Annotated in this window: 17 protein-coding genes; 10 read left to right on the top strand and 7 right to left on the bottom strand. The window is 61.5% G+C overall.

Going from position 1 to position 25687, the window contains the following annotated elements:
• Positions 1–523: 523 nt before the first annotated feature.
• Together HMPREF2792_RS04710 and HMPREF2792_RS04705 are read right to left on the bottom strand one after the other, a co-directional pair.
• The gene (locus HMPREF2792_RS04710; RefSeq protein WP_070531258.1) at positions 524–4246 is read right to left on the bottom strand and encodes a multifunctional oxoglutarate decarboxylase/oxoglutarate dehydrogenase thiamine pyrophosphate-binding subunit/dihydrolipoyllysine-residue succinyltransferase subunit; all 3723 of its coding nucleotides are present in this window, start codon (positions 4244–4246) and stop codon (positions 524–526) included.
• Positions 4247–4399: 153 nt separating this feature from the next.
• Positions 4400–5161, bottom strand: coding sequence for a hypothetical protein (locus tag HMPREF2792_RS04705; protein WP_070531255.1), 762 nt, complete (start codon positions 5159–5161; stop codon positions 4400–4402).
• 115 nt (positions 5162–5276) lie between these two features.
• Between HMPREF2792_RS04705 and HMPREF2792_RS04700 the strand changes: the two genes are divergently transcribed.
• From HMPREF2792_RS04700 to HMPREF2792_RS04690, 3 genes are all read left to right on the top strand, one after another.
• Positions 5277–6998 (top strand): carboxylesterase/lipase family protein, encoded by a 1722-nt coding sequence (locus HMPREF2792_RS04700; RefSeq protein WP_070531251.1) that lies wholly within the window; start codon positions 5277–5279, stop codon positions 6996–6998.
• A gap of 76 nt (positions 6999–7074) precedes the next feature.
• Positions 7075–7923, top strand: a complete 849-nt coding sequence (locus HMPREF2792_RS04695) for a DNA primase (protein WP_070531247.1) — start codon at positions 7075–7077, stop codon at positions 7921–7923.
• A 63-nt stretch (positions 7924–7986) separates the two neighbouring features.
• Positions 7987–8838, top strand: a complete 852-nt coding sequence (locus tag HMPREF2792_RS04690; protein ID WP_070531244.1) for a hypothetical protein — start codon at positions 7987–7989, stop codon at positions 8836–8838.
• Positions 8839–8874: 36 nt separating this feature from the next.
• Here HMPREF2792_RS04690 and HMPREF2792_RS04685 read toward each other — a convergent pair whose 3' ends face one another.
• On the bottom strand, positions 8875–9396 hold the full coding sequence (locus HMPREF2792_RS04685) for a hypothetical protein (RefSeq protein WP_232748461.1): 522 nt from the start codon (positions 9394–9396) through the stop codon (positions 8875–8877).
• Between the two features lie 93 nt (positions 9397–9489).
• On the opposite strand from HMPREF2792_RS04685, the gene HMPREF2792_RS04680 reads away from it, so the two are divergent.
• Entirely contained in the window at positions 9490–10725 is a 1236-nt protein-coding gene (locus HMPREF2792_RS04680) for an MFS transporter (RefSeq protein WP_070531242.1), read from the top strand.
• Between the two features lie 354 nt (positions 10726–11079).
• On the opposite strand, the gene HMPREF2792_RS04675 is transcribed toward HMPREF2792_RS04680, so the two are convergent.
• The 4 genes from HMPREF2792_RS04675 to HMPREF2792_RS04660 are packed head-to-tail and all read right to left on the bottom strand — an operon-like array spanning position 11080 to position 16972.
• A complete protein-coding gene (locus HMPREF2792_RS04675) occupies positions 11080–14196 on the bottom strand; it encodes a DUF3427 domain-containing protein (protein ID WP_070531239.1) in 3117 nt (1038 codons plus the stop codon).
• On the bottom strand, positions 14193–14585 hold the full coding sequence (locus tag HMPREF2792_RS04670; protein ID WP_070531237.1) for a (deoxy)nucleoside triphosphate pyrophosphohydrolase: 393 nt from the start codon (positions 14583–14585) through the stop codon (positions 14193–14195). The genes HMPREF2792_RS04675 and HMPREF2792_RS04670 overlap by 4 nt, the downstream gene beginning before the upstream one ends.
• A gap of 33 nt (positions 14586–14618) precedes the next feature.
• On the bottom strand, positions 14619–15587 hold the full coding sequence (hutG, locus tag HMPREF2792_RS04665; RefSeq protein ID WP_070531235.1) for a formimidoylglutamase: 969 nt from the start codon (positions 15585–15587) through the stop codon (positions 14619–14621).
• 2 nt (positions 15588–15589) lie between these two features.
• Entirely contained in the window at positions 15590–16972 is a 1383-nt protein-coding gene (locus tag HMPREF2792_RS04660; RefSeq protein ID WP_070531231.1) for an amino acid permease, read from the bottom strand.
• A gap of 367 nt (positions 16973–17339) precedes the next feature.
• Here HMPREF2792_RS04660 and HMPREF2792_RS04655 point away from each other — a divergent pair, with 367 nt between their 5' ends.
• From HMPREF2792_RS04655 to hutI, 6 genes are all read left to right on the top strand, one after another.
• Complete coding sequence (locus HMPREF2792_RS04655; RefSeq protein ID WP_070531228.1) at positions 17340–18686, top strand: YjiH family protein; 1347 nt, start codon at positions 17340–17342, stop codon at positions 18684–18686.
• Positions 18687–18723: 37 nt separating this feature from the next.
• Positions 18724–19452, top strand: coding sequence for an IclR family transcriptional regulator (locus tag HMPREF2792_RS04650; protein WP_070531227.1), 729 nt, complete (start codon positions 18724–18726; stop codon positions 19450–19452).
• 188 nt (positions 19453–19640) lie between these two features.
• Entirely contained in the window at positions 19641–21194 is a 1554-nt protein-coding gene (gene hutH, locus HMPREF2792_RS04645) for a histidine ammonia-lyase (protein WP_070531225.1), read from the top strand.
• A 252-nt stretch (positions 21195–21446) separates the two neighbouring features.
• Positions 21447–22346, top strand: coding sequence for a DUF559 domain-containing protein (locus tag HMPREF2792_RS04640; RefSeq protein ID WP_070531222.1), 900 nt, complete (start codon positions 21447–21449; stop codon positions 22344–22346).
• Positions 22347–22656: 310 nt separating this feature from the next.
• Complete coding sequence (locus HMPREF2792_RS04635) at positions 22657–24333, top strand: urocanate hydratase (protein WP_070531219.1); 1677 nt, start codon at positions 22657–22659, stop codon at positions 24331–24333.
• A 21-nt stretch (positions 24334–24354) separates the two neighbouring features.
• On the top strand, positions 24355–25533 hold the full coding sequence (gene hutI, locus HMPREF2792_RS04630) for an imidazolonepropionase (protein ID WP_070531217.1): 1179 nt from the start codon (positions 24355–24357) through the stop codon (positions 25531–25533).
• The last annotated feature ends 154 nt before the right edge of the window (positions 25534–25687 follow it).

Genomic DNA, 25687 nt, shown 5'->3' with positions numbered 1-25687 from the left:
ACTCCATGTCCAAAAACCCTATGGACATAACAGACCTAGGTTTCCTTAGGGGGCTTGGCCAGCCCCCAAGGCAGTGGTTGAGTGAACCACGAGCAAACGCCCGAGCAAAAGCTCGGGCGTTTCTTTTTACGCAATCGCACTGCGAGGTCCAGATACGCCTTCGAAGTTCGATGCTGGCATTGAGCAAGGTTTGTCAGCTTTCGTGGTGTTGCGCCCCTCGACCGGAACTGAGCAAGATTGAGGGCCCGCTGTCCTGTCGGCCGAAACGCTGAGAACCGCCGGGGCCTTAGGACTCTTGTGTGCGTCACCCTTCGCGCTCACCGGGAGCACTAGTGGTCGCTGATTGATGTCCCCCTGTGAGCGCGAAGGGTGGGCGGGGGAGACGTAGGCGTGTGCGGCGCAGCTGTTGGGTTCCCTGCGGGCAAGAAGAAGCCCCGGCCACCGCACTCGTTGTGAGTTCGTGGTGGCCGGGGCCTTGCTAGCGTCGCTGTGCTTGGGGACAGCCGCTGGGGCTTAAGCGCCTTTAGACGTCGAAGGCTTCCTCTAGCAGGTTCTTCTGCTCAATCTGGTGAACCTTCGCGTTACCAGTAGCAGTCGAGGACTGCGAGCGGCGGGAGACGCGGACCATCTCCGGCATATCCGGGATGAGCTCACGCAGGTGCTCGTTGTAGAACGGCCACGGACCTTGGTTCGCCGGCTCGTCCTGCACGAAGCGAATCTGCGTTGCGTTCGGGTAAGCCTCGAAAGCCTCACGCAGACGGTTGAACGGAATCGGGTGGAGCATCTCCACGCGGATGATAGCGATATCGTCGCGGCCGTCGGCCTCCTTCTTCTTTGCCAGCTCCCAGTAGAGCTTGCCGGAGACCAGCATGATGGTCTTGACCTTGTCCGTATCGCCGACCTTCTTGCCGTTGATGTCAACGAAGTTCGGGTCGTTGATGACGGACTGGAACTTCTTGACCTCAGTGAAGTCCTCCACGGAGGAGGTTGCAGCCTTGTTGCGCAGCATAGACTTCGGGGTGAAGACCACGAGCGGGCGCTTCATCTCACCAAGTGCCTGGCGGCGCAGCAGGTGGAAGTGGTTAGCCGGGGTGGACGGCTGTGCCACAGTCATGGAGCCCTCAGCGCACAGCTGGAGGTAGCGCTCGATGCGGGCCGAGGAGTGGTCCGGGCCCTGGCCCTCGTAGCCGTGGGGCAGCAGCAGGATCAGGCTGGACAGCTGGCCCCACTTGGCCTCACCGGAGGAGATGTACTCATCGATGATGGTCTGAGCACCGTTGGCGAAGTCACCGAACTGTGCCTCCCAGGCCACTACAGCATCCGGGTTACCCACGGTGTAGCCGTACTCGAAGCCCATGCCGGCGTACTCGGTTAGCGCGGAGTTGTAGACCATGAACTTACCGCCATTGCCCTTGGCCTCAGCCAGGTGTGCAACCGGGTTGTATTCCATACCCGTGTGCGGGTCGAAGGCCACTGCATGGCGCTGGGTGAAGGTACCGCGGCGGGAATCCTCACCGGCCAGGCGCACGACCTTGCCGGAGTTGGCCAGGGAGCCAAAGGCGATGAGCTCGCCCCAACCCCAGTCGATGCCGCCTTCGCGGGAGGTCTTCTGGCGGTCCTTGGCAACCTTGCGAACACGCTTGTGGTACTCGAAGTCCTCTGGCGGGGTGCCGTAGGCATCGCCGATCTCGGCGAGTTCCTCGGCAGTGATGGAGGTATCCAGACCGCGAGTCAGCTCCTGGGAGGAGGTAATACCGGTCTGCTCCTTCGGACCAGCCTCTTGCGCCTTCTTGTGCTCGGTGAAGACGGACTCCATCTGATCGTGGAAGTCGCGTGCAGCTGCCTCTGCCTCTTCATCGGAGAGGTCGCCGCGGCCGATGAGCTCCTCGGTGTAGCGCTCACGGACGGACTTGTGGTCATCGATGATGTCGTAGAGCAGCGGCTGGGTCATCGACGGGTCATCGGCCTCGTTGTGGCCGCGCAGGCGGTAGCAGACGAGGTCAATGAAGACGTCCTTGCCGAAGCGGCGGCGGTACTCGGTGGCCAGCTTGCCCACCCAGACAACTGCCTCGGGGTTGTCGCCGTTGACGTGGAAGACCGGGCAGTCGAAGCCCTTGGCCAGGTCGGTGGCGTAGTGCGTGGAGCGTCCGGAATCCGGGGTAGTGGTGAAGCCAACCTGGTTGTTGACGACCACGTGGACGGTACCGCCGGTGGTGTAGCCGCGCAGCTTGGACAGGTTGATGGTTTCCTGGACCACGCCCAGGCCGGTGAAGGAAGCATCGCCGTGGAGCATGATCGGCACGACCGTGTGGCCCTCCGCGCCCTTGTCCAGGATGTCTTGCTTAGCGCGTGCGATACCTTCCATGACCGGGTCAACGGCCTCGAGGTGAGACGGGTTAGCGGCCAGGGTGACCTTGATTTCGCCGTCACCAAACATCTGCAGGTGCTCGCCCTCAGCACCCAAGTGGTACTTCACGTCACCCGAGCCGCCGAGCTGGCCGCCCTTGTAGTTGCCGTCGAACTCACCGAAGATATCTGCCAGCGGCTTGCCCACGATGTTGAAGAGAACGTTGAGGCGGCCGCGGTGCGGCATACCGATGACGACCTCGTCGAGGTCCTGGCCAGCGGCGGTGTCCACGATGGAGTCCAGCAGGGCGATGAGGGACTCAGCGCCCTCCAAGGAGAAGCGCTTCTGGCCTACGTACTTGGTCTGCAGGAAGTTCTCGAAGGCTTCAGCCGCGTTGACCTTCTGCAGGATGTACTTCTGCTCAGAGTTGGTCGGCTTCGGCATGCCGGCCTCAATCTGCTCCTGCAGCCAGCCGCGCTCATCGCGGTCGAGGATGTGGGCGTACTCGGAGCCAACCTTGAGGGTGTAAGCGGAGCGCAGGCGGGTAACCACCTCACGCAGAGTCATGGTCTCCTTGCCGCCGAAACCACCGACGTTGAAGGTGCGGTCCAGATCCCAGATGGTCAGTCCATGGGTAGCCAGGTCCAGGTCGCGGTGATCCGGCCAAGGCAGGCCCGGCTGCTTCCAGCCCAGCGGGTTGATGTCAGCCAGCAGGTGGCCGCGGGAGCGGTAGGCCTCGATGTACTGCATGACGCGCGTGTTCTTGTCGACGCCCGTGTTGGGGACGTCGGCAGCCCAGCGGAAGGGCTGGTAGGGAACGCCCATGGACTCGAAGAGCTCGTCCCAGAAGGCGTCGTCCAGAATAAGCTGGCCGATGGTGCGCAGGAACTCACCAGACTCAGCGCCCTGGATAACGCGGTGATCATAGGTGGAGGTGAGGGTAACCAGGCGGCCAACGCCCAAATCAGCCAGGCGGTCTGCGGAGGTGCCGGCGAATTCAGCCGGGTAGTCCATGGAGCCGACACCGATGATGGCGCCGGAACCCTTGGTCAGGCGGGCGATGGAGTGACGGGTGCCAATGCCGCCCGGGTTGGTCAGGTTGATGGTGACGCCGGAGAAGTCATCCATCGTCAGCTTGTTCTTGCGGGAGCGGTCAACGATGTCCTGGTAGGCATCGATGAACTCGGAGAAGGTCTTGTTCTCTGCCTCCTTGATGGCAGCCACGACGAGGGCGCGGGAACCATCCTTCTGCGGGAGGTCGATGGCCAGGCCCAGGTTGACGTGCTCCGGCTGAACCACGGTGGGCTTGCCGTCCTGGATTTCGTAGCGCACGTTCATGTCCGGGTGGATCTGAACTGCCTTGACCATGGCGTAGCCCAGGATGTGGGTGAAGGAGATCTTGCCGCCGCGGGTGCGCTTGAGGTGATCGTTGATCATCGCGCGGTTTTCCCACATGAGCTTGACCGGGATGTCGCGCACGGTGGTGGCGGTGGGGATCTCCAGGGACTCGTCCATGTTCTTGGCGATTGCCTTGAACATGCCCTTGAGCACGCGGGAGCCCGGCTCCGGTGCATCCTTGATGCGATCCAGCGGGGACTCGGACTTCTTTTCAGCCTTCTTTGCGGACTTAGCGGCCGCGGCGGAAGCCTTAGAGTCGCTCGGTGCCTTGGTGCCCGGAGCTGCAGGGGACTTCTCTGCAGCTGGTGCTGTGCCCTTCTTCTGTGCGGGGGTGGTGGCCGGAGCGTCCGCAGCCTTGGACTGTGCGGCCGACTTCGGTGCCCCGTTGGCCTCAAAGTACTCGCGCCACTCCTTGTCTACGGAGTTCGGGTCCTTTGAGTACTGCTGAAACTGTTCGTCAATCAGCCACGCATTCGGGCCATAGATGCTCGAGTTGCTCACGGCAGATGCTCGCCTCTTTCTGTGCTTCTAAGTTTGTCTTTATTCGACTCTAGTAGGCCAATCCACGGGTGCGAAAGGCACCCCGAAAAGTGTCTTCCTTTATGATACGGGCCCTGTAAGTTTGGCCACTATCCTGGGCGCGTTTCGCGGCCTTTACTCCCCCTGCAGGGGGGAGAGTTGGGTGTTGGCATGGTCAATAACTTGGCGGCCCAATTTGCGGTTGGCGGTTGTTCCCAACACCGCGCCTACACCCATCGGCAGCAGCTTAGACACCCACGCCCACTTCAGTTTCTTGGTGGCCTGCTTCATAAACAGCTTGGTCAGGCGGCCGTTGAGGCCGCTGAGGGTAGGGCCGGAGAAGCGCGAGAGAGTAGCCGCGGAGGTTACACCGGACAGTGAGGTCACATCGCCCACAAAGGTATCGACCAAGGCGCTGCCCTGGGAGCCGGTGAGCACCACCAACACGAGTGCGCGGCGGCGCTCCTTATCGCGGATGTCGTCACCGCGCAGGTGCGCCGAGGCGAGGATGTACCACGCGGCTGCTTCGAGGAAGACCAGGGATTCAGCGCCAACGGTGGCTGCGCCGGTGACGAGGCCGATACCGGGGATAGCAGCGGAGGCACCGGCGGCGGCACCCGTGCCGGTGATGATGTTCATGAAGTGCTTGTCAATGAGTGCTTGGAGCTGAGCCGGGCTGGCGTCGGAGTTGCGCTTCTTTAGACCTTCGACGTAGCTGATGATGACGGAAGACTGTACCGAGACGATCTTGTCGATGGCTCCTAAGAAACCTTGGGTAATGCGGTTGGACTCATCAACCTCCAAGGTGCCTACGGTCTCGGAAGTGCTGGCCCCCTCTTTAGATGAATCCCGGCGGCTAACAGTTTTGTTCTTTTTGTCAAAGACCTTGTCGAGCATTGTCTCACCTTAATTCTTTGCTAATGCTGATTTTGAATCTGAACTGTATGTTTACCACCGTATCGAAAAAGCTTTATTGAGCGCGTCGGCAAGCTAGCACACTAGGGTATGAGACATGAGCGAGTTTGAGCCTTCCCCTCCGCGTGAGGTCAGCGCGGCCGCGGCGCGCTTGCTTGCAGATTCCCTCCGCGCCCGTGCCCGCGCCGCCCACGAGGCAGCACGCACCGCGCTTGCCGACGATCTCACGGTCCTCACCAGCGGCGGCTGGGTACGCGGCTGCATCGAAGAGGAATTGCGCACGGACCGTCCACTGAGCGCGCCCGTGCGATCGTGGCGCGGGATTCCCTTCGGCGCGGATACGTCAGGCGCGAACCGTTTCATGGAGCCGCGCCCGGCCCCGGCTTGGGAAGGGATCCGGGATTGCCGCGAGTTTGGCCACGTTGCCCCGCAGCCGGTCTATTCCTGGACCGACCGCATTGAAGGCGCGGAGGACTGCCTGACCCTCGATGTCGTCCGCCCGCACCATGCGGGTGGGCCCGATGCGCCGTCGGGTTCTCAGGCAGGGGAGAAGCTGCCCGTCGTGGTGTATCTGCACGGCGGCAGCTTCATCGTGGGCTCCTCCCACATGTTGATGCTGCGCGGTTTCGAATTCGCGGCGCAGATGGGCGTGGTCTATGTTTCGGTGAACTTCCGCTTGGGCGCCTTGGGCTACCTTGACGTCCGCAGTCTTGGCGGGGAGGCCTGTGCCAACCCGGCCGTGGCGGATCAGGTTTTAGCGCTGGAGTGGGTGCGGGACAATATCGCGGCTTTCGGCGGGGACCCAGACAACGTCACGCTCATGGGGGAATCCGCCGGCGGCGCGGCGGTCCTGACGTTGATGGCGGTGCCACGCGCCGAGGGGCTTTTCCACCGGGCGATTGCTCAATCACCACCTATCGGCATGATCCATTCGCGTGCGCAGTCAGTCTTTTGGGCCCGCGAGCTGGTCCACAAGATGGCCTTGCCGCGTGATACCACCGCGGATGATTTACGCCGCGAGGACTTCGCGGACGTGGTGCGCTCCGGTCAGTCCATGATGTGGCGCGCGGGGGAGTTACTGTATCTGAATTCCTGTTATGCGCCGACTGTCGACGGCGACCTCATCCCACAGCACCCCATTGAGGCTTTTGAGGCCGGCAACCAGCACCCCGTGCCGTTACTTGTAGGAACTAATTCCGGTGAAGCTAGTTTTGGCAAGTTCCTCTACCAACGTCAGAGTGCGCGTGAGCGCGCAGCGCTGCGCCTGCTAGCTTCCTTCGATCCGGAGAGCGCCCCGGATGTCGTCGCGGCATACGGCGGTGCGGTCTCGCGCCGCGACTTCGGGGACTTGCTTACCGACGCCCTCTTCTGGGCCCCCACCGTCCGCGTGGCTTCGGAGCATGCGCGGCGCTATCCGACGTGGATGTACCGCTTCGACTTCGCCCCAGCAGCACTGCGTTGGTTGGGCTTGGGGGCGATGCACTCGATGGAGCTGTCCAATATCTTTGGTGACCCAGGGGCGTCGCGCGTTTCCTTTCTTAACAGCATTGCCAAATCCTCTGAGATGGAGGAGATGACCGAGACCATGCAGGCGCAGTGGGGCGAGTTCATTCGGGGCGGCGCACCTCTAGAGAACTGGCCGCAATATCGCGCCCCGCAGCGCTCGACGATGGTTTTCGATGTGGAGCCGCGCGTCGAGGAGGCGCCGATGGAGGGGCGTCGTCAAGCGTGGGAGGCCTACGACATGTTGGAGTGGGGCACCGGGCGCCCGGAGATTCTGAAGGAACTGGGATTCCTGCTTGAGGGCGGCAGCTATTGAGGGCAAACGCAGGTAAGATGTGTGGGGCCTTGGCAGCAGCCTGGGTGAGACTCCCACATGGATGGATGTTTATCACATGAGCTTTTTTGAAGATATCGCCTCTGCGCTGGACGGGGAGGGCATTGAGTCCCGCGTCAATGACGATGTGATGTTCGTGCCCATCACCTCCGATTTGGAAATCCAGTTTGTGGAAATTGACCCACTTCTGCCAGCCGCCAACGTATACATCGCCGCCGCAGACGTGGACGAGGATGACGAAGACTTCGAGGCCGTTTTGGTGTCCGTGGCGTTCTCTGTGGGGGATGCGGTTGAGGCCGTATCCCGTCACATCGCCACGGACCAGGTAGTGACGGTGCTGCGTGACCTGCTAGAAGGTACCGATGAGCGCATCGCTGAGTTGGAGTTTGTCCAGGACGAATTCAACCCGAACCTCGTCGTGGCGGAGGTAGCCAACGATTCGGAACTGCGCGTGTTGGTGGAGACCATCGACGGTGTTCCGAGCGCGGTCGTGCGTTTCCTCTCCTTCGACTTTGATGAGGAAGAGCTCGACGAGCTGGAGGATGAGGCAATCAGCAAGCTCTGGGACATCGAGACTCCAGAGGACTTGAGCGAAGAAGAGCGCGTTGCCATCTTCGGCGACGCGGAAGACATGGACGGCGCGCTAGCCCCCATCATCGAGGTTCCTGCCGAGGCCCTCGAACTGGGCACCTACACCGACTTTGACCGTCTCTTTGACGTGCTGAGCCTTGTCTCCGATCAGGCCTTGGACTGGGAAGCCCAGCTGGTCAGCATCGATGACTCCGATTTTGACGAGCCTGAGGTCTATGACATCTTCGGCGCCGATGATGAGGACGAGGATGACGTTCTTTTCGACGACGATGATGACGATGACTCCGACATCGAGGAAGGCGACGCCGACGACTAAAAGCGTCCGGGGTAGGGTAGGAGCGTACTTTTCCCTGGCGTTGAAGAGGAGCAACCAAGACAAATGCCGAATGACAAGGCATCGCTGTACCAGCGTCTGTGTGTTGGCTCCGCGCTAGTTTGTGTGGCCTTGTCTTGGGTGCTGTCGTTGAATCCGGACTTTGGCCATCGGGATTTTGTCTTTTCCTCCGTGCTTTCGACCAGTGTGTGGTGCCTGAGTCTGCTCGGCGCAATTCTCTTCATTGCCGCACAGTGGCGATCCTTGGGTAACCACGCACTGTTCAACCCTTTGCTTGCAGTGGCGGCAAACCTCCTCTTGTCGTCGTTGATCTTCAACATCAACATCCCCTTGTACCTCGACATGATGGGCACGGCTTTCGTAGCAATCGTTTACGGCCCTGTCTTGGGAATGGGCACCGCAGTTTTGAGCGCTTGCCTGGCAAGTATCAATAACCCGTCGCTCTTGGCGTATTTGCCAACAGCCGTGGTGGTGGCTTATTTGTTTGGCTGGCTTGCGCGCCGTGGTGTGTTCAAACGAATGTTGGCCATGATGCTTGCTGGTACCGGTCTGGGCATTGTCGCAGGATTGTTGTCCGCCGTTTCTACGTGGTTACTTCCCAGCGATTACGGCCAGCGCGGCCCCGCTGAACTTATAGCGCTGTGGGAGCTCATACTGCATGATGAACGCCTCGCCATACTGCTTCAGAACCTGTGCTCTGACGTCATTGATAAGACGTTTACGGCGCTTGTGGTGTGCATTGCAATCCGCTTGGCGCCGAAGCCGATCCTCCGCCTTTATGACTACCCGGAGACGCGCCCAGCATTGGATCGCGTGCTGACTGAGGATAGGTTCTCACTTTCTCTTGATGAGGAGCCGCCCAAAGGTTTCCTGGACCGGATCCAGCGCTATTTCTAGCGGCTGAGCATCTCAATCTGATGAGGCCCACCGGTCCTAGGCGGCCTGACTAAACCCTTCGAAAAGGGAAAGCGGGGAATGCACCGGTGTGTAGGTGCTATCCACCAGCCACACGAACGTAGCTGCACTGCTGCTGGAAATCTCATACACTGCGGAGACGAGTTCTTCAGGAACTAGAGCTCGCACCCACGCTTCCGCTAGTGAGGGGGCGACGGGGCGGCCAGTGGGATCAGTAATGCGCACCGTAACGAGGTAGGAAGGTACGCGCTTTTCGCCATACCCCAGAACGCGGGCCTTTGCCCGCTCACCCACGCGGTGGCGCGAAATAGTAAGTGTCAGGGGGAGCGCTTCACCGCCGTATATCTCTACCGGTGGCAATACCTTTGATGGCGGGCGCCACTGTGGCGTCGGCCGCGCAAGCGAGCGTGGATGACGGATGATGCTCTCTATGGAGCGAAGAGTTTCGTGGTGGTGGTAGAGGATCTCCGCGGTGAGTTCACCGGTGCTGAGAGTGGACGGGGACTGAACGGACGTGTGAATGCTGCTGTAGTTCTTCATGGCCCACACACTAGGAAACCGAGCGGACATCCCCACAGGCGAGTCGAACATGTGTGCGATGATTTGACGGGGTGGGATACAGTGAATGGCGATATGAAAAATACTGCAGCTCCGCAGGTTAAGATCCCGCGGGAAATTTGGGTCATGGTCACCGCCGGGTTCATCATCGCCTTGGGGTACGGGCTCATTGCGCCGCTGCTTCCACAGTTCATCGTCAGCTTCGACGTCTCGATGGCGGCGGCCGGACTCGTTGTCTCCGTCTTTTCCGCCAGCCGCCTTGTCTTCGCCCCGGCCGCCGGCTTCCTTATTGACCGCGTGGGCACGCGCCGCGTGTATGTGACAGGTTTGTTCACCGTGGCGCTCACCACCGGCTTGGTGGGGATGGCGCAGGAATACTGGCAGATCGTCGCCTTGCGGGCTATCGCGGGCATTGGTTCGACGATGTTTACTGTCGCAGCAATGGGCCTCATCGTGCGCCTGGCACCGCCCAGCATCCGCGGGCGCTGTTCGGCCACCTACGCCACATCCTTCCTTCTCGGCAACGTGATTGGTCCGCTCGTGGGTGCGAGCCTTTCCTTCCTGGGCTTCCGGTGGCCCTTCTTTATTTACGGCACCGGTGTGGCTATCGCTGCGTTGGTTGTGTGGATCCTCATGCCGTCGGTCAATCGCGCCGATGAACGCCGGCGTCAACTCCGTCCGATGCACTTGGCGGAAGCCTGGGAGGATACCGCCTACCGGGCGGTACTGACGTCGAATTTTGCCCAAGGCTGGATCAACATGGGCGTGCGCGTGGCTGTCCTCCCTCTGTTCGCAGCCGCCATTTTTGCCAACGGCGCCTCGACGTCGGGCGTCGCTCTGGCGGCCTTCGCCGCCGGCAACGCCATTGTCCTGCAGTTCTCCGGATCATGGTCCGACCGGGTCGGGCGCCGCCCGCTCATCATTGCAGGACTGGTGGGCTCCGCATTGTTCGTTGGCACGCTGGGCTTGGCGACGAACATCGTATCCCTCCTCATCCTCTCCGCCCTGTCCGGCGCGGCATCGGGCCTCATCGCTCCGTCGCAGCAAGCAGCCGTGGCGGACATCGTCGGCTCGCAGCGCTCGGGCGGACAGGTGCTGTCGACGTTCCAGATGGCAGGTGACTTCGGGCAGATTTTAGGCCCGATTTTCATCGGGCTGCTGGCGGATAGGTACGGATTTGAGACAGCTTTCGGGTTTTGCGCAGTAGTGGCTGCGGCCGGCATTGTTGCGTGGGCATTCGGCCGCGACACCTTGGGGGAGCGGAAGATCATTCTGCGTGGGTTGCGCCGCCGCTACCACCCGCGGCGATAGAAAGCAGAATCATCCGACAGCGAATTGCTAGCGGAGTTGTGCTGACGGAGTTTTGGGGCGGGGTTAATGCTACTTAGCGCGTGTGGCGCGCTTTCTTGCTGCATGCAGCCCAGCGTGGGGTGGTGCCCGTCTTGAAGCTGCGCTCCCGAAAACGCGTAAACCCATACATGGAAGTTTCAGAACCGGTATCTGGGCGGTTCCAGCGCTTTTGGCTACGCTCGCTCGCGGCTCCCATAACCGACCTCCATTTTTCTGCACCAAGGCAACAGAGATTAATTACTTCTTAATCTGCTAAGAAAAGATTAATTTATGGTGGTTACGGCGTCAACTTCCTGGCTTAACTCACTGTGAGGTTTAAGCCACAGTGCGCCCGGCTGCATAAAGCTGCTTGGGCATGTCACGGCGGAGGCTCCATTCGAACTGGATCGGCTTCTCACCGCTGTGCGTGACGTAATCGACGTTTCCTAGGAAGGTATATGCCGAAGCCGTATCCACCTTGTTCTTCTTATTAAAACGGGTTGCGATGATGATGTTGCCGTTGAGCTCATGGTGGTGGATGTAGCGGCGGGCCATAGCGGACTTAAGTGATGTGGTGGATTGGGATTCCCAGTGCAAACGATCCGGTGCTAGCGGGTAATCGCGGTAGTTTGTCGAAGCACTAACGTTCTCATCCTTTTGGAAAGTAACCAGGAAAAGATCAGTGTTAGAGGCATCGAAGCGGCGTACCCCTTCGCGTGGGAGGTTGGCGAGCTTGCGCAGAGAGCCGTCGTCCAAAGCGCCGACGAGTTCGGCGAGGCTGTAATCCGCGTGTGTTTCCAAGACACTATTCGTCGATTTCTCTGGGATGACTCGGGAGCGGTCGAGTGTGAGCCGCATAACCTGAGTTACTTCGGCGACGAAGGCAGGGCAGGCGCGGATGATGCTCAGGGCCTGGTCAATGGTCTCTGGGATTGCCGTATTTGAGTTCGCCCACAGAGCCAGCACAAGCATGGTGGCGTACCGGACTTGCTCGGGAGTCATGTCCTTTTCATATGGCCCATCCGGAGAAACCAGGAGACTGTAGGCCGCTACGCGGTTGGGATCGTTGATGTGTAACAGCACCCGGATTCGGCTGAGTAGAAACTCTTCGTGCTCGCTCGCAGGGCCGGAGGGCAGCAGGTTCTCGTCGCGAAGCAGCGTGGTCCACGTAATGCCCTTGCGACGGTAGATGTCTTCCACGGGGACGCCAGAGCTATTTATGAAGCTTGCGAGATCGGTCGTGCCGTAGTCAGTAATCAGTGCTCGTATCTTCTTAACTGTGTTCCGGGCCAAGCGTTTGATGTTCTTTAGAACGCGCTCGGTCGTTACGCGGTCCAAGGTGATGTTGGAGCCAGGCGGGGCAGTGGGGAATCCTTGCTCTACCTCCTTGGCGAGGTTCTTTCCGCGAGCGGCGGTAAGCACCTTGAAGCGCTCTTCGAAATCGAATTCCTCGTGCTGGAGGCCTAGGAAATCAAAGACGGTGCAGGCGTTCTTTCCTTCGTTGAGGCGCAGGCCGCGGCCGAGCTGTTGGACGAAGAGCACCGGGCTTTGCGTCGGGCGCAGAAGCAGCAGCGTGTTGACCGCTGGGATATCGACGCCTTCGTTGAAAATATCGACCGCGAAGATGATCTTGATAGTGCCTTCGCGAAGCTGCTCAATGGCGCGACGACGCTCATCAACGTTGAGCTTGCTGCTGACCGCTAAGGCAGGGATGCCGAAAAGGTTGAATTGCTCCGCCATGTATTCGGCGTGGGCGATGGTCACGCAGAAGCCAAGGGCCTTCATTTCGGAGAGATCGAAGATGCGATGATTGAGCTCGTTGATGATGAACTTGGTGCGCTTTTCTCCGGCCTTGATATAAATCTCGCTCAGCTCCGAAGCTTGGTAGTCCTTCTTTCCACGGTTCCAGGTCAGGCTAGTCAGGTCAGTAGCATCGTCGACTCCGTAGTAATGCAACGGTGCGAGGAGCTGGAGGCGCAATGCATCCCAGAGGCGAAGCTCATGGGCTACTCGATAGTCGAAATACTTCTGGACGTTCTCGCCGTCACCGCGCTCCGGTGTGGCCGTGAGGCCAAGGAGTTCACGTGGTTGCAGGTAGTCCAGAACTGCGCGGTACGTCGCGGCCTCTGCGTGGTGGAACTCATCAATGACGACGACCTCAAAATGGTCCGGTGCAATCTGGGCCAGGCGCTTGCCATGCAGAGACTGGATGCTCGCGAAGACATGGTCCCATTGGGCGGGTTGCTCACCGCTGAGGCGGAGCTCGCCAAAGCTGGCAGTGCGAAGAACCTCGCGGTACGTCCGCTGGGCCTGGGTGAGAATCTCACGCCGGTGGGCAATGAAAAGCAGACGTGGCCTTCGCCCCAGCTTCTCGCAAAGGCGGCGGTAGTCCAATGCGGCCACGACCGTCTTGCCTGTACCGGTGGCGGCAATGAGGAGGTTGCGGTGACGATCGTGAACTTCGCGCTCGGACTCTAAAGCTTCGAGCATCTCTTCTTGGTAGGGGTAGGGCTCGACGCGAAGGCCAGATAGCTCGAGCTTTTCGCCGGGCTTTGATTCGAGGAATTTGGCGCTGCCGAGAGCCTCCTTGAGGCGCGCGTAGTCCTTCTCCGGATCAAAGGTTTTGAAGTGATTGTCGTACCAATAGCTATCGAAGGTCTTGATGAACTTCTCAATGATCTCCGGCGTGGAGGAACGAGAACCTCGGACGTTCCATTCCCAACCATCAACCAGCGCTGAGCGCGAAAGGTTTGAGCTGCCGATAAACGCAGTGTCGAACCCGGATTTTCGCCGAAAGAGCCAGGCTTTGGCATGCAAGCGTGTGCTCTTGTGTTCGTAGCAAATGCGGACTTCAGCACCGTAATCTTCCACGAGTCGGCGCACTGCGGCTGCTTCGGTCGCACCGCAGTAAGTGGATGTAATGACTCGCAACGGAATCTGGTGATCCCTGAGGTATTCCAGTTCATCGCTGATGACCGCAATGCCCGAGCTCTTGATGAAAGCGCACAGCAGATCGACGGAATCCGCCGTTCTAATCTCACGGGCGATCTCGACCGACATATTTGTATCGTCCACGCTATTGGTGAACAAGGCACTGGTGTTGAGCGAGACCTCCGGAAGCTCTGGCGGCTCTTCAAGCTCTGATCTGTAGATAGCGTAGAGCAGCTGTTCTGCGGCGATAGACTCATCCGCACCAAGGTGTTGTGCTAGCGCATTGATGAGGGCAACGCGGTCTTCTGCCTTCGTCATCTCGGTGAGTTTTTGTTCAAGTGCTTTGGCAAAATGCTGGGACACTGCCGCGGCGAAGCGCGGATTGACGTCCTTCGTGGACTCGTGAGCAATGCCAGTAGCAGCCGTGGGGCGCGCTCGCTTGGTCTCCTCGATTCGCTCCTGAATACGAGCGGTGACCGGGGTTTCGTAGATGCCGAAGGGCAGGATGGATTCGGAGCTCATAGGCGCGAAGAAATGAGTTTGACGGTGGGAATGTCTGCGGGAGCCCAGTTGAGTTCCCGTGCCGTGGCAGGGGTCACCCAACGCGTCTCGTCGTGATCACTAAGGGTTAGTTCACCGGACTCGATGCGGCACAGGAATGTAGTTAGCTCAATGGTGGCGAAGTCATACTCATACACGGTCGAGGTGACCTTGTCGCCAACGGTTGCGGTTACGGAAAGCTCTTCCTTGATCTCACGCGCGAGCGCCTGCTCCGGGGTTTCGCCCGACTCAATCTTGCCGCCCGGAAACTCCCACATGCCGGCGAGGGACTTTCCAGGAGCCTTTCGACAGGCCAGGAAACGATTGCCGTCTGTGAAGACGGCGCCGACAACACGAATCGGTGAACTCATGGGGACCAGTATGCCGGCTGGCCCCGGTCTTATCTAGGAATGCGCGTCCGTGGCAGCAGAAAAGTGTGCCGTCACAATGTCATCAATCAACCGCGCGGCCAGCTTGGCGGTGTGGGCGTCGATGTCGAAGGTGGGGTTGAGCTCGACGACGTCGACAAGCGCCAGGCGTCCCGTGGCGGCGATGGTGAGTGCGAGTTCTCGGATGATGTTTACCGGGACGCCGAGGCCTGCGGGGGCGGAGACGCCAGGGGCTTGGTCGGCGGGCAGAACGTCCAAGTCGATGGAGAGGTGGATGGGTGTGGTACCGGCGCAGATGCGCGCGGCGGTGTCGCGCACCTGGGCGAGGTCCATGCTGAGCAGTTCCTCGTCGAGGACGACGGTGACGCCGAGGGCGGCGGCTTCGTCGAAAAGCACGGGCGTGTTGTTGGGGCGGGAGATTCCCAGGACGGAATAGTCGAAGTCTTCGCGGCCGACCAGCTCAGAAATCTGCTTGAACGGGGTGCCGGAGGTGGGCACGTCCGCGGTGCGGAGATCGAAATGCGCGTCCAGGTTGATGATCTGCAGTGGGCCCTGGGCGCGGAAGGCGCCGCGGTGGGAGCCGAAGGCCGTCTCATGGCCGCCGCCGAGGATGATGGGCAGGTGCCCGGCGCGCGAGAGTGATTCCACTGCATCGGAGAGGCGCTCGTGGGAGCCCTCCAGGTCGGTGCCTTGAGTGGTGATCGTGCCGGCGTCGTAAAGCGGGTGCGTATGGTGCAGCGCCAGGGAACCCAGGGCGCTGCGCAGGGCGGCCGGGCCTGCAGCCGCGCCGGGGCGTCCATGGTTGCGCTCAACGCCCTCGTCGGAGGCAAAACCAAGGAGTGCGACGCCGGGTTCTGCCTGGGGCTTGGCGACGTCCAGCGGGCGAACCACGCTGTGCCACCGCGCATGCTCGGGGCCCGGGCCATCGGAGCGGCCGGACCACTCGGGGGCGGGGGAGTAGGCGGGGGCATCAACGGTGTTCATGGTTATCCTTTCGCGTCTGTTCCTTGCGTGGTACCTGCGGCGGTGCGGCGGCCGGTGAGGTAGAAGATGGCCGTCATGAGGAGGATGAAGATAACGCCCGTGGCGAGTGCCGGGCGGTACTGCTCCTGCCATACCATGATGCCAAAAGTGAAGATGATGAAGACGATCGAGAAGTATTGGCCCCAGGGCCAAAAGGGGACGGTGTATTCCAGGCTGGCACGCTCTTCGGTGGGCATCTGGCGGCGGGAGGCCACGTGGGCCAGGAGGATCATCAACCACACGTAGATGGTGGCGAAGGTAGCCAGGGAAGCGATGATTTCGAAGACATTCTCCGGGATGAGCGCGTTGAGCGCGGTGCCGATGATCATGACGATGAGCAGGATGATCATGGTCATGACGGGCACACCCCGAGTCTTCTTCGCCATGATCTGCGGCGCGAGGTTCTGGCGTGCCAAGCCGGTGAGGACGTTGCCGGCGCCGAAGAGATCGGCGTTGATGGCAGAAACCGCCGCGGTGATGACGACGACGTTGAGGGCGGCCGCGGCCCAGGTGACGCCGAGGGTGGAGAAGATTTGGACGAAGGGGCTTTCCTCGCCGGTGATGCTGCGCCAGGGGTTGATCATCAGGATGACCAGGATAGCCAAGACATAGAAGAGCAGGATGCGCACCGGGATGGTGTTGACGGCCTTCGGCACGGACTTGGCGGGGTCCTCGGCCTCCGCGCTGGCGACGCCGACGATCTCCGTGCCGCCGAAGGCGAAGAGGACCAGGATGAAGGAAGCGACCATGCCGGAAATACCGTTGGGGAAGAAGCCGCCATCGTTGACCAGGTTGGCCGGGCCGGTGGTCTCCGCTGTGGAGAGGCCGAAGACGAGCACGGCCACGCCGCCTAAGATCATGGCGATGACGGCGCCGACCTTGACGATGGTGAAGGCGAATTCCAGCTCGCCGAAGGCCTTAACCGTGGCGAGGTTGGCGCCGCCGACGAGGAGCAGCGTGGCCGCAACCCAGACCCATTTGGGCGAGCCGGGGAACCAAAATTGCATGTAGACGCCGATGGCGGTGAGATCCGCCAGGGCCACGATGACCATCTCGAAGGCGAACATCCAACCGGTGATATAACCCGCCCAGGGGCCTAGGAAGGCGCGGGCGTATTCGGCGAAGGAGCCGGTGACGGGGTGGTGCACGGACATTTCACCCAGCGCGCGCAGGAGGAAGTAGACCACGGCGCCGCCGAGGAGATAGACCAAGAGGACCGAGGGGCCGGCGGCTTGGATGGCGCCGGCGGAGCCGTAGAACAGGCCGGTGCCGATGGCCGAGCCCAAGGCGATGAAGTGCAGGTGCCGGTGTTTCAAGCCGGGGCGCTTGGCGGTGGTTTCTGCCACGGGGATGCGTCCTCCTCAGTTCCCCAATGCGGTGCTCGTTGGTTCCGGCGCCGCGGATGAAGGGGAGTGGTTGGTGCGGGTGGGTCTGGGAGTTACTTTCCTCTAGTTCAGACGTGGGGTCAATTTTGTGGTGGGGGTGGCACGGTTGGGCTCTATGGCGGGGGACTCATTCCGCTTATGGGGGTGACGTGTGTGACAAGTGTGTGTGGTGCCGCTAGTATGTGGAAGACCTGCGTGTGGCTGTCGCGTGGGCACGGCTTCAAGCAACCGCCTTTTCTTGGTGTGTGCTTGATCGGCGCGATCATTTAAGAGAACGCGTTTGTGGCCGTGCTAATGACGTGTAGTTTCCACCACCGTGAGGTAGAACATGAACTCTGAAGACGCAATCGTTGACGCCTTCTACGAGAGCGACGACGATGTCCCCTCCAAGAAGGGCATCTGGCGCCTCTTTGTCTACAGCGCTATTGGCGCTTTCGTATTCTTCTTTCCCATCAGCTATGACGGAAAGAAGTCCATTCCGCTTGACCACATGGTCACCATCATCCGCACCTATGCCGATGCCTTCGTGCCCTGGTTCATCCTGGCGCTGGCGCTCTATGGCACGGTGCGCAGCATCGTGAACAAGAACTGGCGGGAGGGTCCGCTGCAAGCGGTCTTTACAGTTCTCAACGTGGTGGGCCTGGTGGTTTCCTTCCTCATGGTCATCGGAACTCTGCCGGGAGTGCTGGGCAACGAGGACATCGTGCCCTTCCTGTGGAATTCCATTGCCACCCCGGTGGGCCTCATCGTGCCGATTGGCGGCGCCTTCCTGGGCCTGCTGATTGGCTATGGCCTCCTGGAATTCGTGGGCGTGTTCATGCAGCCCATCATGCGCCCGCTGTGGCGCACGCCGGGGCGCTCCGCCATCGACGCTGTGGCCTCCTTCGTGGGCTCCTACTCTTTGGGAATTCTCATCACCGACCGCGTGTATCAGCGCGGCGGCTACACCGCACGTGAGGCATCTATCATCGCGACGGGCTTCTCGACGGTCTCGGCGGCCTTCATGGTGATCGTCGCCAAGCAGCTCGACCTGATGGGCATGTGGGGCACCTACTTCGCGGTATCCCTCGTGGTGACCTTCCTGGTTACTGCAATCACCGTGTGGATTCCGCCGCTGAGCAGGATCCCTGATGAGTACGTGGACGGCGTGCAACCGGACCCCGAAAAGCTGGTCAAGGGTAATTTCATCAAGGCCGCCTGGCGCGAGGCGCTGCTGGCGCTGGACCGCGCGCCGTCCTTGGGTGCTGCCATCTGGGAGAACCTGCGCGATGGCGTGCGCATGGCGGCGGCAATCGTGCCCTCCATCATGTCCGTGGGCCTGATTGGCCTTCTGCTGGCTAACTTCACCCCGCTCTTCGATTGGTTGGGCTACCTGTTTTATCCCTTCGCGTGGATTGTCCAGCTGCCAGAACCGGCACTCGCGGGCAAGGCAGCCGCCATGGGAATCGCGGAAATGTTCCTGCCTGCCACCGTGGCGGCTGGGTCCTCGAGCATGGTGCTCAAGTTCGTTATCGGCGTGGTCGCGATTTCCGCCATCATTTTCTTCTCCGCGCTGGTGCCCTGCATCCTGGCCACCAAGATTCCTATCAAGCTGTGGCAGCTCGTGGTCATCTGGTTCGAGCGCGTGGTGCTCACCATCATCATTACGACGCCGATTGCCTTCTTGGTGACCTAAGGAGGACTTAAACGAGGGCTCACTAGAATGTGGGCCCATGAGTACCTCCCGAGTCCCGGCGGCGCGCAACGCGCTGGAAATCCTCAGGCTGCTGTCCACTATCGACGTGCCGATTTCCGCCGCGCACATTCGCAGCGAGCTGAACCTACCGCGCTCGTCCACCTACCACCTGCTCAAGGAGATGGTGGACGCAGGATTCGTGGTGCACCTGCCGGAGAACCAAACCTATGGGTTGGGGCTCGCTGCCTACTCCATGGCCGCGGCTTATGCCACGCAGCAGCCCCTCGTGAAGGCAACGCAGGGGCATCTTGAACGCATCGCCAGCACTGTGGGCGGCTCGGGGCACCTGTCACGTTTGGCGGGGTCGGAGATCCTCTACCTCAACGAGGTGCGCGCGCCGGGGGCGCTGTCACTGGTCACGGAGAGGGGAGTGCGCCTGCAGGCACAAAAGACGGCCTCCGGGCGCGCCATGCTGGCGCTGCTACCAGAAGCGGAATGGCGGGCGGCCTATTTCCCTGGTTCCTTAGGTTTTGGGGAGTACAAGGAGATACTGCGCCAGGTACGCGAGCGTGGTTGGGCCGAAGAAATTGAGGTGGTGGCGCGGGGGCAGGCGTCGGTTGGCGTGGCGGTGGTGGACCACGTGGGCAGGCCCGCGGCGGCGTTGGCGGTGACTTTTCCTGTGGGCACCGTTGATGCCGCCGGAGTGGCGCAGAAATTACACGCGGCTGCGCAGCAGGTGGCGGCGAGGATGTACGGGCGCCGCTAGCGCGTGGGTGCGTGAAGTGTTTGCGCGCCGGGGAACCTGTTGTACTATGTGCGCAGCGCGTAAGGCTGTCGCGCGTATCACTATTTTTCTAAACTTGTGAAAGCAAGTACGTATTTTCGCGTGCCTTTTCTTCCCCTTATTAAAAGGGGCGAGGTGCGGGTAATGCAGTGACGTTGAAGGAGCCTTACATGTCCAATTCTTATCCCTCCACCGTGACCGTGGGTATCGGTGCGCTGAGCATCGAAGAGGTTGTAGCCGTAGCGCGCTATGGCGCACAGGTAGAGATTTCTGAGGATGCCCTGGCGGAAATCGCCTCCACTCGCGAGCGCGTCGAGGAGCTGGCCCAGGACCCGACTCCGGTCTATGGAATCTCTACCGGCTTCGGCGCGCTGGCCCGCCGTCACATTCCGGAGGAGATGCGCGCGCAGCTGCAGCTCTCGCTCGTGCGCTCCCATGCTGCGGGTACGGGCCCGGAGGTAGAGCAAGAGGTTATCCGAGCGCTCATGTTGCTGCGCCTGTCCACCCTGTGTACTGGCCGCACCGGCGTGCGTCCGGTGGTGGCGCAGACCTATGCCGCGGTGCTCAATGCGAATATCCACCCAGTGGTTCGCGAATACGGCTCCTTGGGCTGCTCCGGTGATTTGGCGCCGCTCGCGCACTGCGCGCTGGCGCTGTTGGGCGAGGGCGAGGTGCGCGTCGATGGCGGCGACATCACCCCAGCCGCTGAGGCCCTGGAGGCTGCCGGCATTGAGCCGCTCAAGCTGCGTGAGAAGGAAGGCTTGGCGCTAATCAACGGCACCGACGGCATGCTGGGGCAGCTGTGCCTGGCTATTACAGATCTGCGCGAACTGGCCAAGACCGCGGATATTGCCACCGCAATGACGGTGGAAGGTCTGCTGGGCACTCTGGTGGTCTTCGCCGATGACCTGCAGCAGCTGCGCCCGCACCCGGGCCAGGCGGATGCTGCGGCGAATATCCTCTCGGTGGCGGAAGGCTCGGAGATTCTCGCGGCGGCCCTCGAGGACTTCAAGAAGAAGCAGGTCCAGGACGCCTATTCGGTGCGCTGCGCCCCGCAGGTGGCCGGTGGTTTCCGCGATACCCTGGCGCATACCGCCTTGGTTGCGGAGCGTGAGCTCGCTGCGGCCGTCGACAACCCGGTGGTGGCCAAGGATGGGCGCGTGGTTTCCAACGGTAACTTCCATGGCGCGCCGGTGGCCTACGCGCTGGACTTTTTGGCCATCGTTGTGGCTGACCTGGCTTCCATTTCTGAGCGCCGGACCGACCGCTTCCTCGACGTCGCTCGCAACCGCGGACTCAACGCCTTCCTGGCCGATGACCCAGGCGTGGACTCCGGCCACATGATTGCTCAGTATGCGCAGGCGGGTATCGTCTCTGAGCTCAAGCGCCTGGCCAACCCGTCTTCGGCGGATTCTATCCCGTCTTCGGCGATGCAGGAAGACCACGTCTCCATGGGCTGGTCGGGTGCCCGCAAGCTGCGCAAGGCGGTCGATGGCCTGCAGCGCGTCCTCGCCATCGAAATTCTCACCGCAGCCCGCGCTATTGATATGCGCGAGGGCCAGCCGGCCAAGGGTACTGGCGCGGTCATCGACGCTCTGCGCCAGACCGTGCAGGGTCCGGGCACCGACCGCTACCTCTCCCCGGAGATTGAGGAGACCGTGCGCCTGGTCAAGGAAGGTGCATTGGTGGATGCGGTAGAGGGGGCCGTCGGCACGTTGCGCTAACTCCACCCCAGCCCCATGGTCCACGCGGTCCATGGGGCTTTCTCGTCCGCCCTTGATTTCAAAAGTGCAGACCTGGAAGTACAGACCTGGTCGTCGCAAAGCACTGCCTTGGCGCTTCACGACGCCCACCTGCGTGAATGTACTTCCAGGTCTGCACTTTTGGCTGGGCGCCGGATTGCAGGTAGTGCGGCGGAGGCGAAGTACGGAAGCCTATCTGTGGCGAGGCGCACAAAGCTGGGTTATGAGTAGTGCATGAACAATGAACAACTCTTTAACTTCTTAGACCAGCATCTTATCGACCTTCGCAAGCTACCCAATGATGATCCCCGGTGGAAGAAGGTGCACGCCGGCAAGGTAGCCAAACTGGCGTGGTGCTTCGTACTGCCGATGATGCATTGGTACGAACTCAAGCCGTGGCAGAAGGAGACCACGAAGGCATATGTGCTCGGGTTGACCTTGCCCAAGGCAACATTAGTGGGAAAATCCGCCGCCCTTATTCACGGAATTCCGCTGGTTGTGCCGCCGACCGAATGGGAGGCAACGTTGCCTTCGAACTCGGTACCTCCACGATCTAAAGCCACTGTCCGTTATCGCCGCATGGACTTGCGCGGTAAAGAGACGGTGGTTCACGGGATTCGCGTGTCAACCCTGGAGCGCACGGCCATTGATATTGCGCGGTTCTATGGATTTGAGGAGGGACTCGTTGCCGTCGATGACGTGCGGGCGCGCAATGCTGGCCAGTTCTGGATTAGCGAGACGCTCGGCGCTATGGGGAGAGTTAAGGGTGTTGCCGCCGCGCGGCGGGCGGTTGCTGACAGCGTCAATTGCGCGGAGTCACCGTGGGAATCCTATGCCCGTGCCTTGATTCTTGCGGCGGACTACCCGGAGCTGCGCTGGGTCAAGGCGCAGTATGTGATTGAGAACTATCGAGCGGACCTGGTCATTAATGGGTGGTTGGTGATTGAGATTGACGGGAACGTCAAGTACCGCTTCGAGGCCGAAGAGGTAATACGCGCGGAGCATCGGCGGCAGCAAGCCATCCTCAATAAGGGTTACATCGTTTTGAGGTTTAGCCCAGAACAGTTGAGTTCGCGGCCTGACTATTTCCAGGAGACGGTGGGGAAGCACTTGGCGCGCGGCCCGCGTTTGTAGATGTGCAGACCTGAAAGTGCAGACCTGCTGGTCGTCGTCAAGCACTGCCTTGGCGCTTCACGACGCCCACCTGCATGAATGCACTTCCAGGTCTGCACTTTTGGGTTTGGTGGAGGCGGGCAGCGCGCCGCTGCAGTACTGGTCGTGCGACAGTCTTGTATCTGAGACAGCTAGGCCAAAAGTGTCCTGGCTCATGGTGCTGCGTCACAGTAACTTGTCCTGTGTGACGCCGACCAAGCCTCTAGGGACAGCCCCGGGAAACCGGCCTGGGGCTTGGGAAGGCGTCGAAAAGCACGAGCGAAAGGAAGTCATGTCTGAACCCCGCGAAGTACGCGCCCCGCGCGGAACCGAACTGAACGCCAAGTCTTGGCAGACCGAAGCCCCGCTGCGCATGCTCATGAACAACCTCGACCCCGAGGTTGCCGAGCGCCCCGAGGACCTCGTGGTCTACGGTGGCACCGGCCGTGCCGCCCGCAGCTGGGAAGCCTTCGATGCCATCGTGGAGTCCCTCAAGGACCTCGAATCCGATGAGACCCTGCTGGTGCAGTCCGGCAAGCCGGTGGGTATTTGGAAGACCAACGAGTGGGCACCGCGCGTGCTCATTGCGAATTCCAACCTGGTCGGTGACTGGGCCAACTGGGAGCACTTCCGCAAGCTCGAGGACGAGGGCCTGATGATGTACGGCCAGATGACGGCCGGTTCCTGGATTTACATCGCTACCCAGGGCATCCTGCAGGGTACTTTTGAGACCTTTGCGGCCGTGGCCAAGAAGCGCTTCAACGGCACGCTCGCCGGCACCTTCACCCTGACTGGTGGCTGCGGCGGCATGGGCGGCGCGCAGCCGCTGTCCGTTACTTTGAACGGCGGCGCCTGCCTCATCGTTGATGTTGACGAAACCCGCCTGAAGCGCCGCCAGTCCAAGCGCTACCTCGATGAGGTCGTCACCGACCTGGACGAGGCCCTGAAGCTGGTGCTCGACGCCAAGGAGAACAAGAAGCCGCTGTCCGTGGGTCTGGTGGGCAATGCCGCCGAGGTCTTCCCAGAGGTGCTGCGCCGCCAGCGTGCGGGCGAGTTCACCGTGGACATCGTTACGGACCAGACCTCCGCGCACGACCCGCTGAGCTACCTGCCCACCGAAATCACCGTCGAGGATTGGCACAACGAGGCCAAGGCGGATCCGACCACCTTCACGAAGAAGGCCCGCGAGGCCATGGCGGCCCAGGTTCAGGCCATGGTGGAATTCCAGGACGAGGGTGCCGAGGTCTTCGACTACGGCAACTCCATCCGCGACGAGGCCCGCAAGGCCGGCTACCAGCGCGCCTTCGAGTTCCCGGGCTTCGTCCCGGCCTACATCCGCCCGCTCTTCTGTGAGGGCTTGGGCCCGTTCCGCTGGGCCGCGCTTTCCGGCGACCCGGAGGACATCAAGGTCACCGACCAGGCGCTCAAGGAGCTCTTCCCGGACAACGAGCACCTGCACAACTGGCTCGATGCCGCCGAGGAGTACGTGGAGTTCGAGGGCCTGCCGGCACGTATTTGCTGGCTGGGCTACAACGAGCGCCACAAGGCTGGCCTGCTCTTCAATGACCTGGTCAAGGAAGGCAAGATCAAGGCCCCGATCGTTATCGGCCGCGACCACCTCGATTCCGGCTCCGTGGCCTCCCCGTACCGCGAGACCGAGGCCATGCTCGATGGCACCGACGCCGTGGCTGACTGGCCACTGCTCAACGCAATGACCGCTGTCTCCTCCGGTGCTACCTGGGTTTCCATCCACCACGGCGGCGGCGTGGGCATGGGTCGCTCCATCCACGCGGGCCAGGTCACCGTCGCCGATGGCACCGAGCTGGCCGCCGCCAAGCTGCGCGCGGTGCTCACCAACGACCCGGGCATGGGCGTTATCCGCCACGTGGATTCCGGTTACACTCGCGCCAAGGAAGTCGCCGACGAGCGCGGCGTGCGCATCCCGATGGAATTCAAGGCCCGCGACTAGACAAGAGAGGAAAAGAAGATCATGTCCACCCTGTTTACTGGAATCTCAGAGCTACGCACGGTGTCGGAGGCAGGCACGCTTGCCGACGCCTCCCTCATCGCCAACGCCGACGGCACCATCGCCTGGATTGGATCGGCGTCCGAGGCGCCAGCCGCGGACGAGAAGGTCGACCTTGGCGGCCGCGCAGTTCTGCCGGGCTGGGTGGATTCCCATACCCACATGATCTTCGACGGCGACCGCTCCGCCGAGTTCGAAGCCCGCATGGCGGGCGAGTCTTACCAGGCCGGCGGTATCGCCGTGACCATGGATGCGACCCGCTCGGCGGGGGAGGAGCGCCTGGAAAAGCTTCTGGTGGAGCGCATCGCCGCCGCCCGCCGCGGGGGAACGACGACGCTGGAGACCAAGACCGGCTATGGCTTGAATACTGAATCTGAGGTAGAGGCCGCGCGCGTGGCGGCCCGCCACGTCGATGACGTGACCTTCCTCGGCGCGCACCTCGTGCCACCGGGAGCAGAGGCCGAGACCTACCTCGACGAGGTGGTCGGCCCCATGCTCGATGGGGTGGCCGAGCATGTGCAGTGGATTGACGTCTTCTGTGAGCGCGGTGCTTTCGATGAGGAGCAGTCTCGCCGCGTGCTGGAGGCCGGCAAGGCCCGCGGACTTGGCGTGCGTGTGCACGGCAACCAGCTCGGCGAGGGTCCAGGCGTAGCACTCGCCGTGGAGTTGGGTGCGGCCTCCGTGGACCACGTCAACTACCTCAGCGACGCCGATGTTGAGGCGCTGGCGTCTTCGGATACGGTGGCCACCTTGCTGCCTGCCTGCGACCTGTCCACGCGTGAGCCGCTGGCACCGGGCCGCAAGCTTATTGATGCCGGCGCGACCGTCGCGATCGCCTCCAACCTCAACCCGGGCACCTCGTACACGTCCTCGATGAACTTCTGCGTGACTACGGCCGTGCTCCAGCAGCACCTCACCCTCGATGAGGCGATTGCCGCCGGCACGCTGGGCGGTGCCACCGCGCTGCGCCGCCAGGATGTCGGCGAGGGCAAGGACGCGCAGGGCCGCCCGGCCAAGGGCTCGCTGGTGGTCGGTGCAGCCGCGGACCTCCATGTCCTCGATGCCCCGAGCGCTATCCACCTGGCCTACCGCCCGGGCATGCCGATGACCTGGAAGACCTTCGTGGGTGGCCGCGAAGTCTAGGCCGGGGCAAAGGCACCATTTGAGGGGCACCTTATAAAGAAACTGACATGTATTGACGTGGGGTTTTAGATTTCGGAAGCCGCAAATGGTGCCTTTGGGTTTGGTACCTTCGGTCTTTTCGGGCCTTCGCGGACGGGGACTAAGTGTGATTCAA

The organism is Corynebacterium sp. HMSC068H04 (genome assembly GCF_001811255.1).
In the GTDB taxonomy this organism is placed as follows: domain Bacteria; phylum Actinomycetota; class Actinomycetes; order Mycobacteriales; family Mycobacteriaceae; genus Corynebacterium; species Corynebacterium hesseae.
Note: the sequence above shows the minus strand (reverse complement) of the source record. Positions and strands in the feature narration are given on the sequence as shown.

What these genes read in the sequence shown, in the direction of transcription:
- HMPREF2792_RS04705 (WP_070531255.1), bottom strand. Translation starts at nt 5,161, where the DNA reads ATGCTCGACAAGGTCTTTGACAAAAAGAACAAAACTGTTAGCCGCCGG.
- HMPREF2792_RS04700 (WP_070531251.1), top strand. Translation starts at nt 5,277, where the DNA reads ATGAGCGAGTTTGAGCCTTCCCCTCCGCGTGAGGTCAGCGCGGCCGCG.
- HMPREF2792_RS04695 (WP_070531247.1), top strand. Translation starts at nt 7,075, where the DNA reads ATGAGCTTTTTTGAAGATATCGCCTCTGCGCTGGACGGGGAGGGCATT.
- HMPREF2792_RS04690 (WP_070531244.1), top strand. Translation starts at nt 7,987, where the DNA reads ATGCCGAATGACAAGGCATCGCTGTACCAGCGTCTGTGTGTTGGCTCC.
- HMPREF2792_RS04685 (WP_232748461.1), bottom strand. Translation starts at nt 9,396, where the DNA reads ATGAAGAACTACAGCAGCATTCACACGTCCGTTCAGTCCCCGTCCACT.
- HMPREF2792_RS04680 (WP_070531242.1), top strand. Translation starts at nt 9,490, where the DNA reads ATGAAAAATACTGCAGCTCCGCAGGTTAAGATCCCGCGGGAAATTTGG.
- HMPREF2792_RS04675 (WP_070531239.1), bottom strand. Translation starts at nt 14,196, where the DNA reads ATGAGCTCCGAATCCATCCTGCCCTTCGGCATCTACGAAACCCCGGTC.
- HMPREF2792_RS04670 (WP_070531237.1), bottom strand. Translation starts at nt 14,585, where the DNA reads ATGAGTTCACCGATTCGTGTTGTCGGCGCCGTCTTCACAGACGGCAAT.
- hutG (WP_070531235.1), bottom strand. Translation starts at nt 15,587, where the DNA reads ATGAACACCGTTGATGCCCCCGCCTACTCCCCCGCCCCCGAGTGGTCC.
- HMPREF2792_RS04655 (WP_070531228.1), top strand. Translation starts at nt 17,340, where the DNA reads ATGAACTCTGAAGACGCAATCGTTGACGCCTTCTACGAGAGCGACGAC.
- HMPREF2792_RS04650 (WP_070531227.1), top strand. Translation starts at nt 18,724, where the DNA reads ATGAGTACCTCCCGAGTCCCGGCGGCGCGCAACGCGCTGGAAATCCTC.
- hutH (WP_070531225.1), top strand. Translation starts at nt 19,641, where the DNA reads ATGTCCAATTCTTATCCCTCCACCGTGACCGTGGGTATCGGTGCGCTG.
- HMPREF2792_RS04640 (WP_070531222.1), top strand. Translation starts at nt 21,447, where the DNA reads ATGAACAATGAACAACTCTTTAACTTCTTAGACCAGCATCTTATCGAC.
- HMPREF2792_RS04635 (WP_070531219.1), top strand. Translation starts at nt 22,657, where the DNA reads ATGTCTGAACCCCGCGAAGTACGCGCCCCGCGCGGAACCGAACTGAAC.
- hutI (WP_070531217.1), top strand. Translation starts at nt 24,355, where the DNA reads ATGTCCACCCTGTTTACTGGAATCTCAGAGCTACGCACGGTGTCGGAG.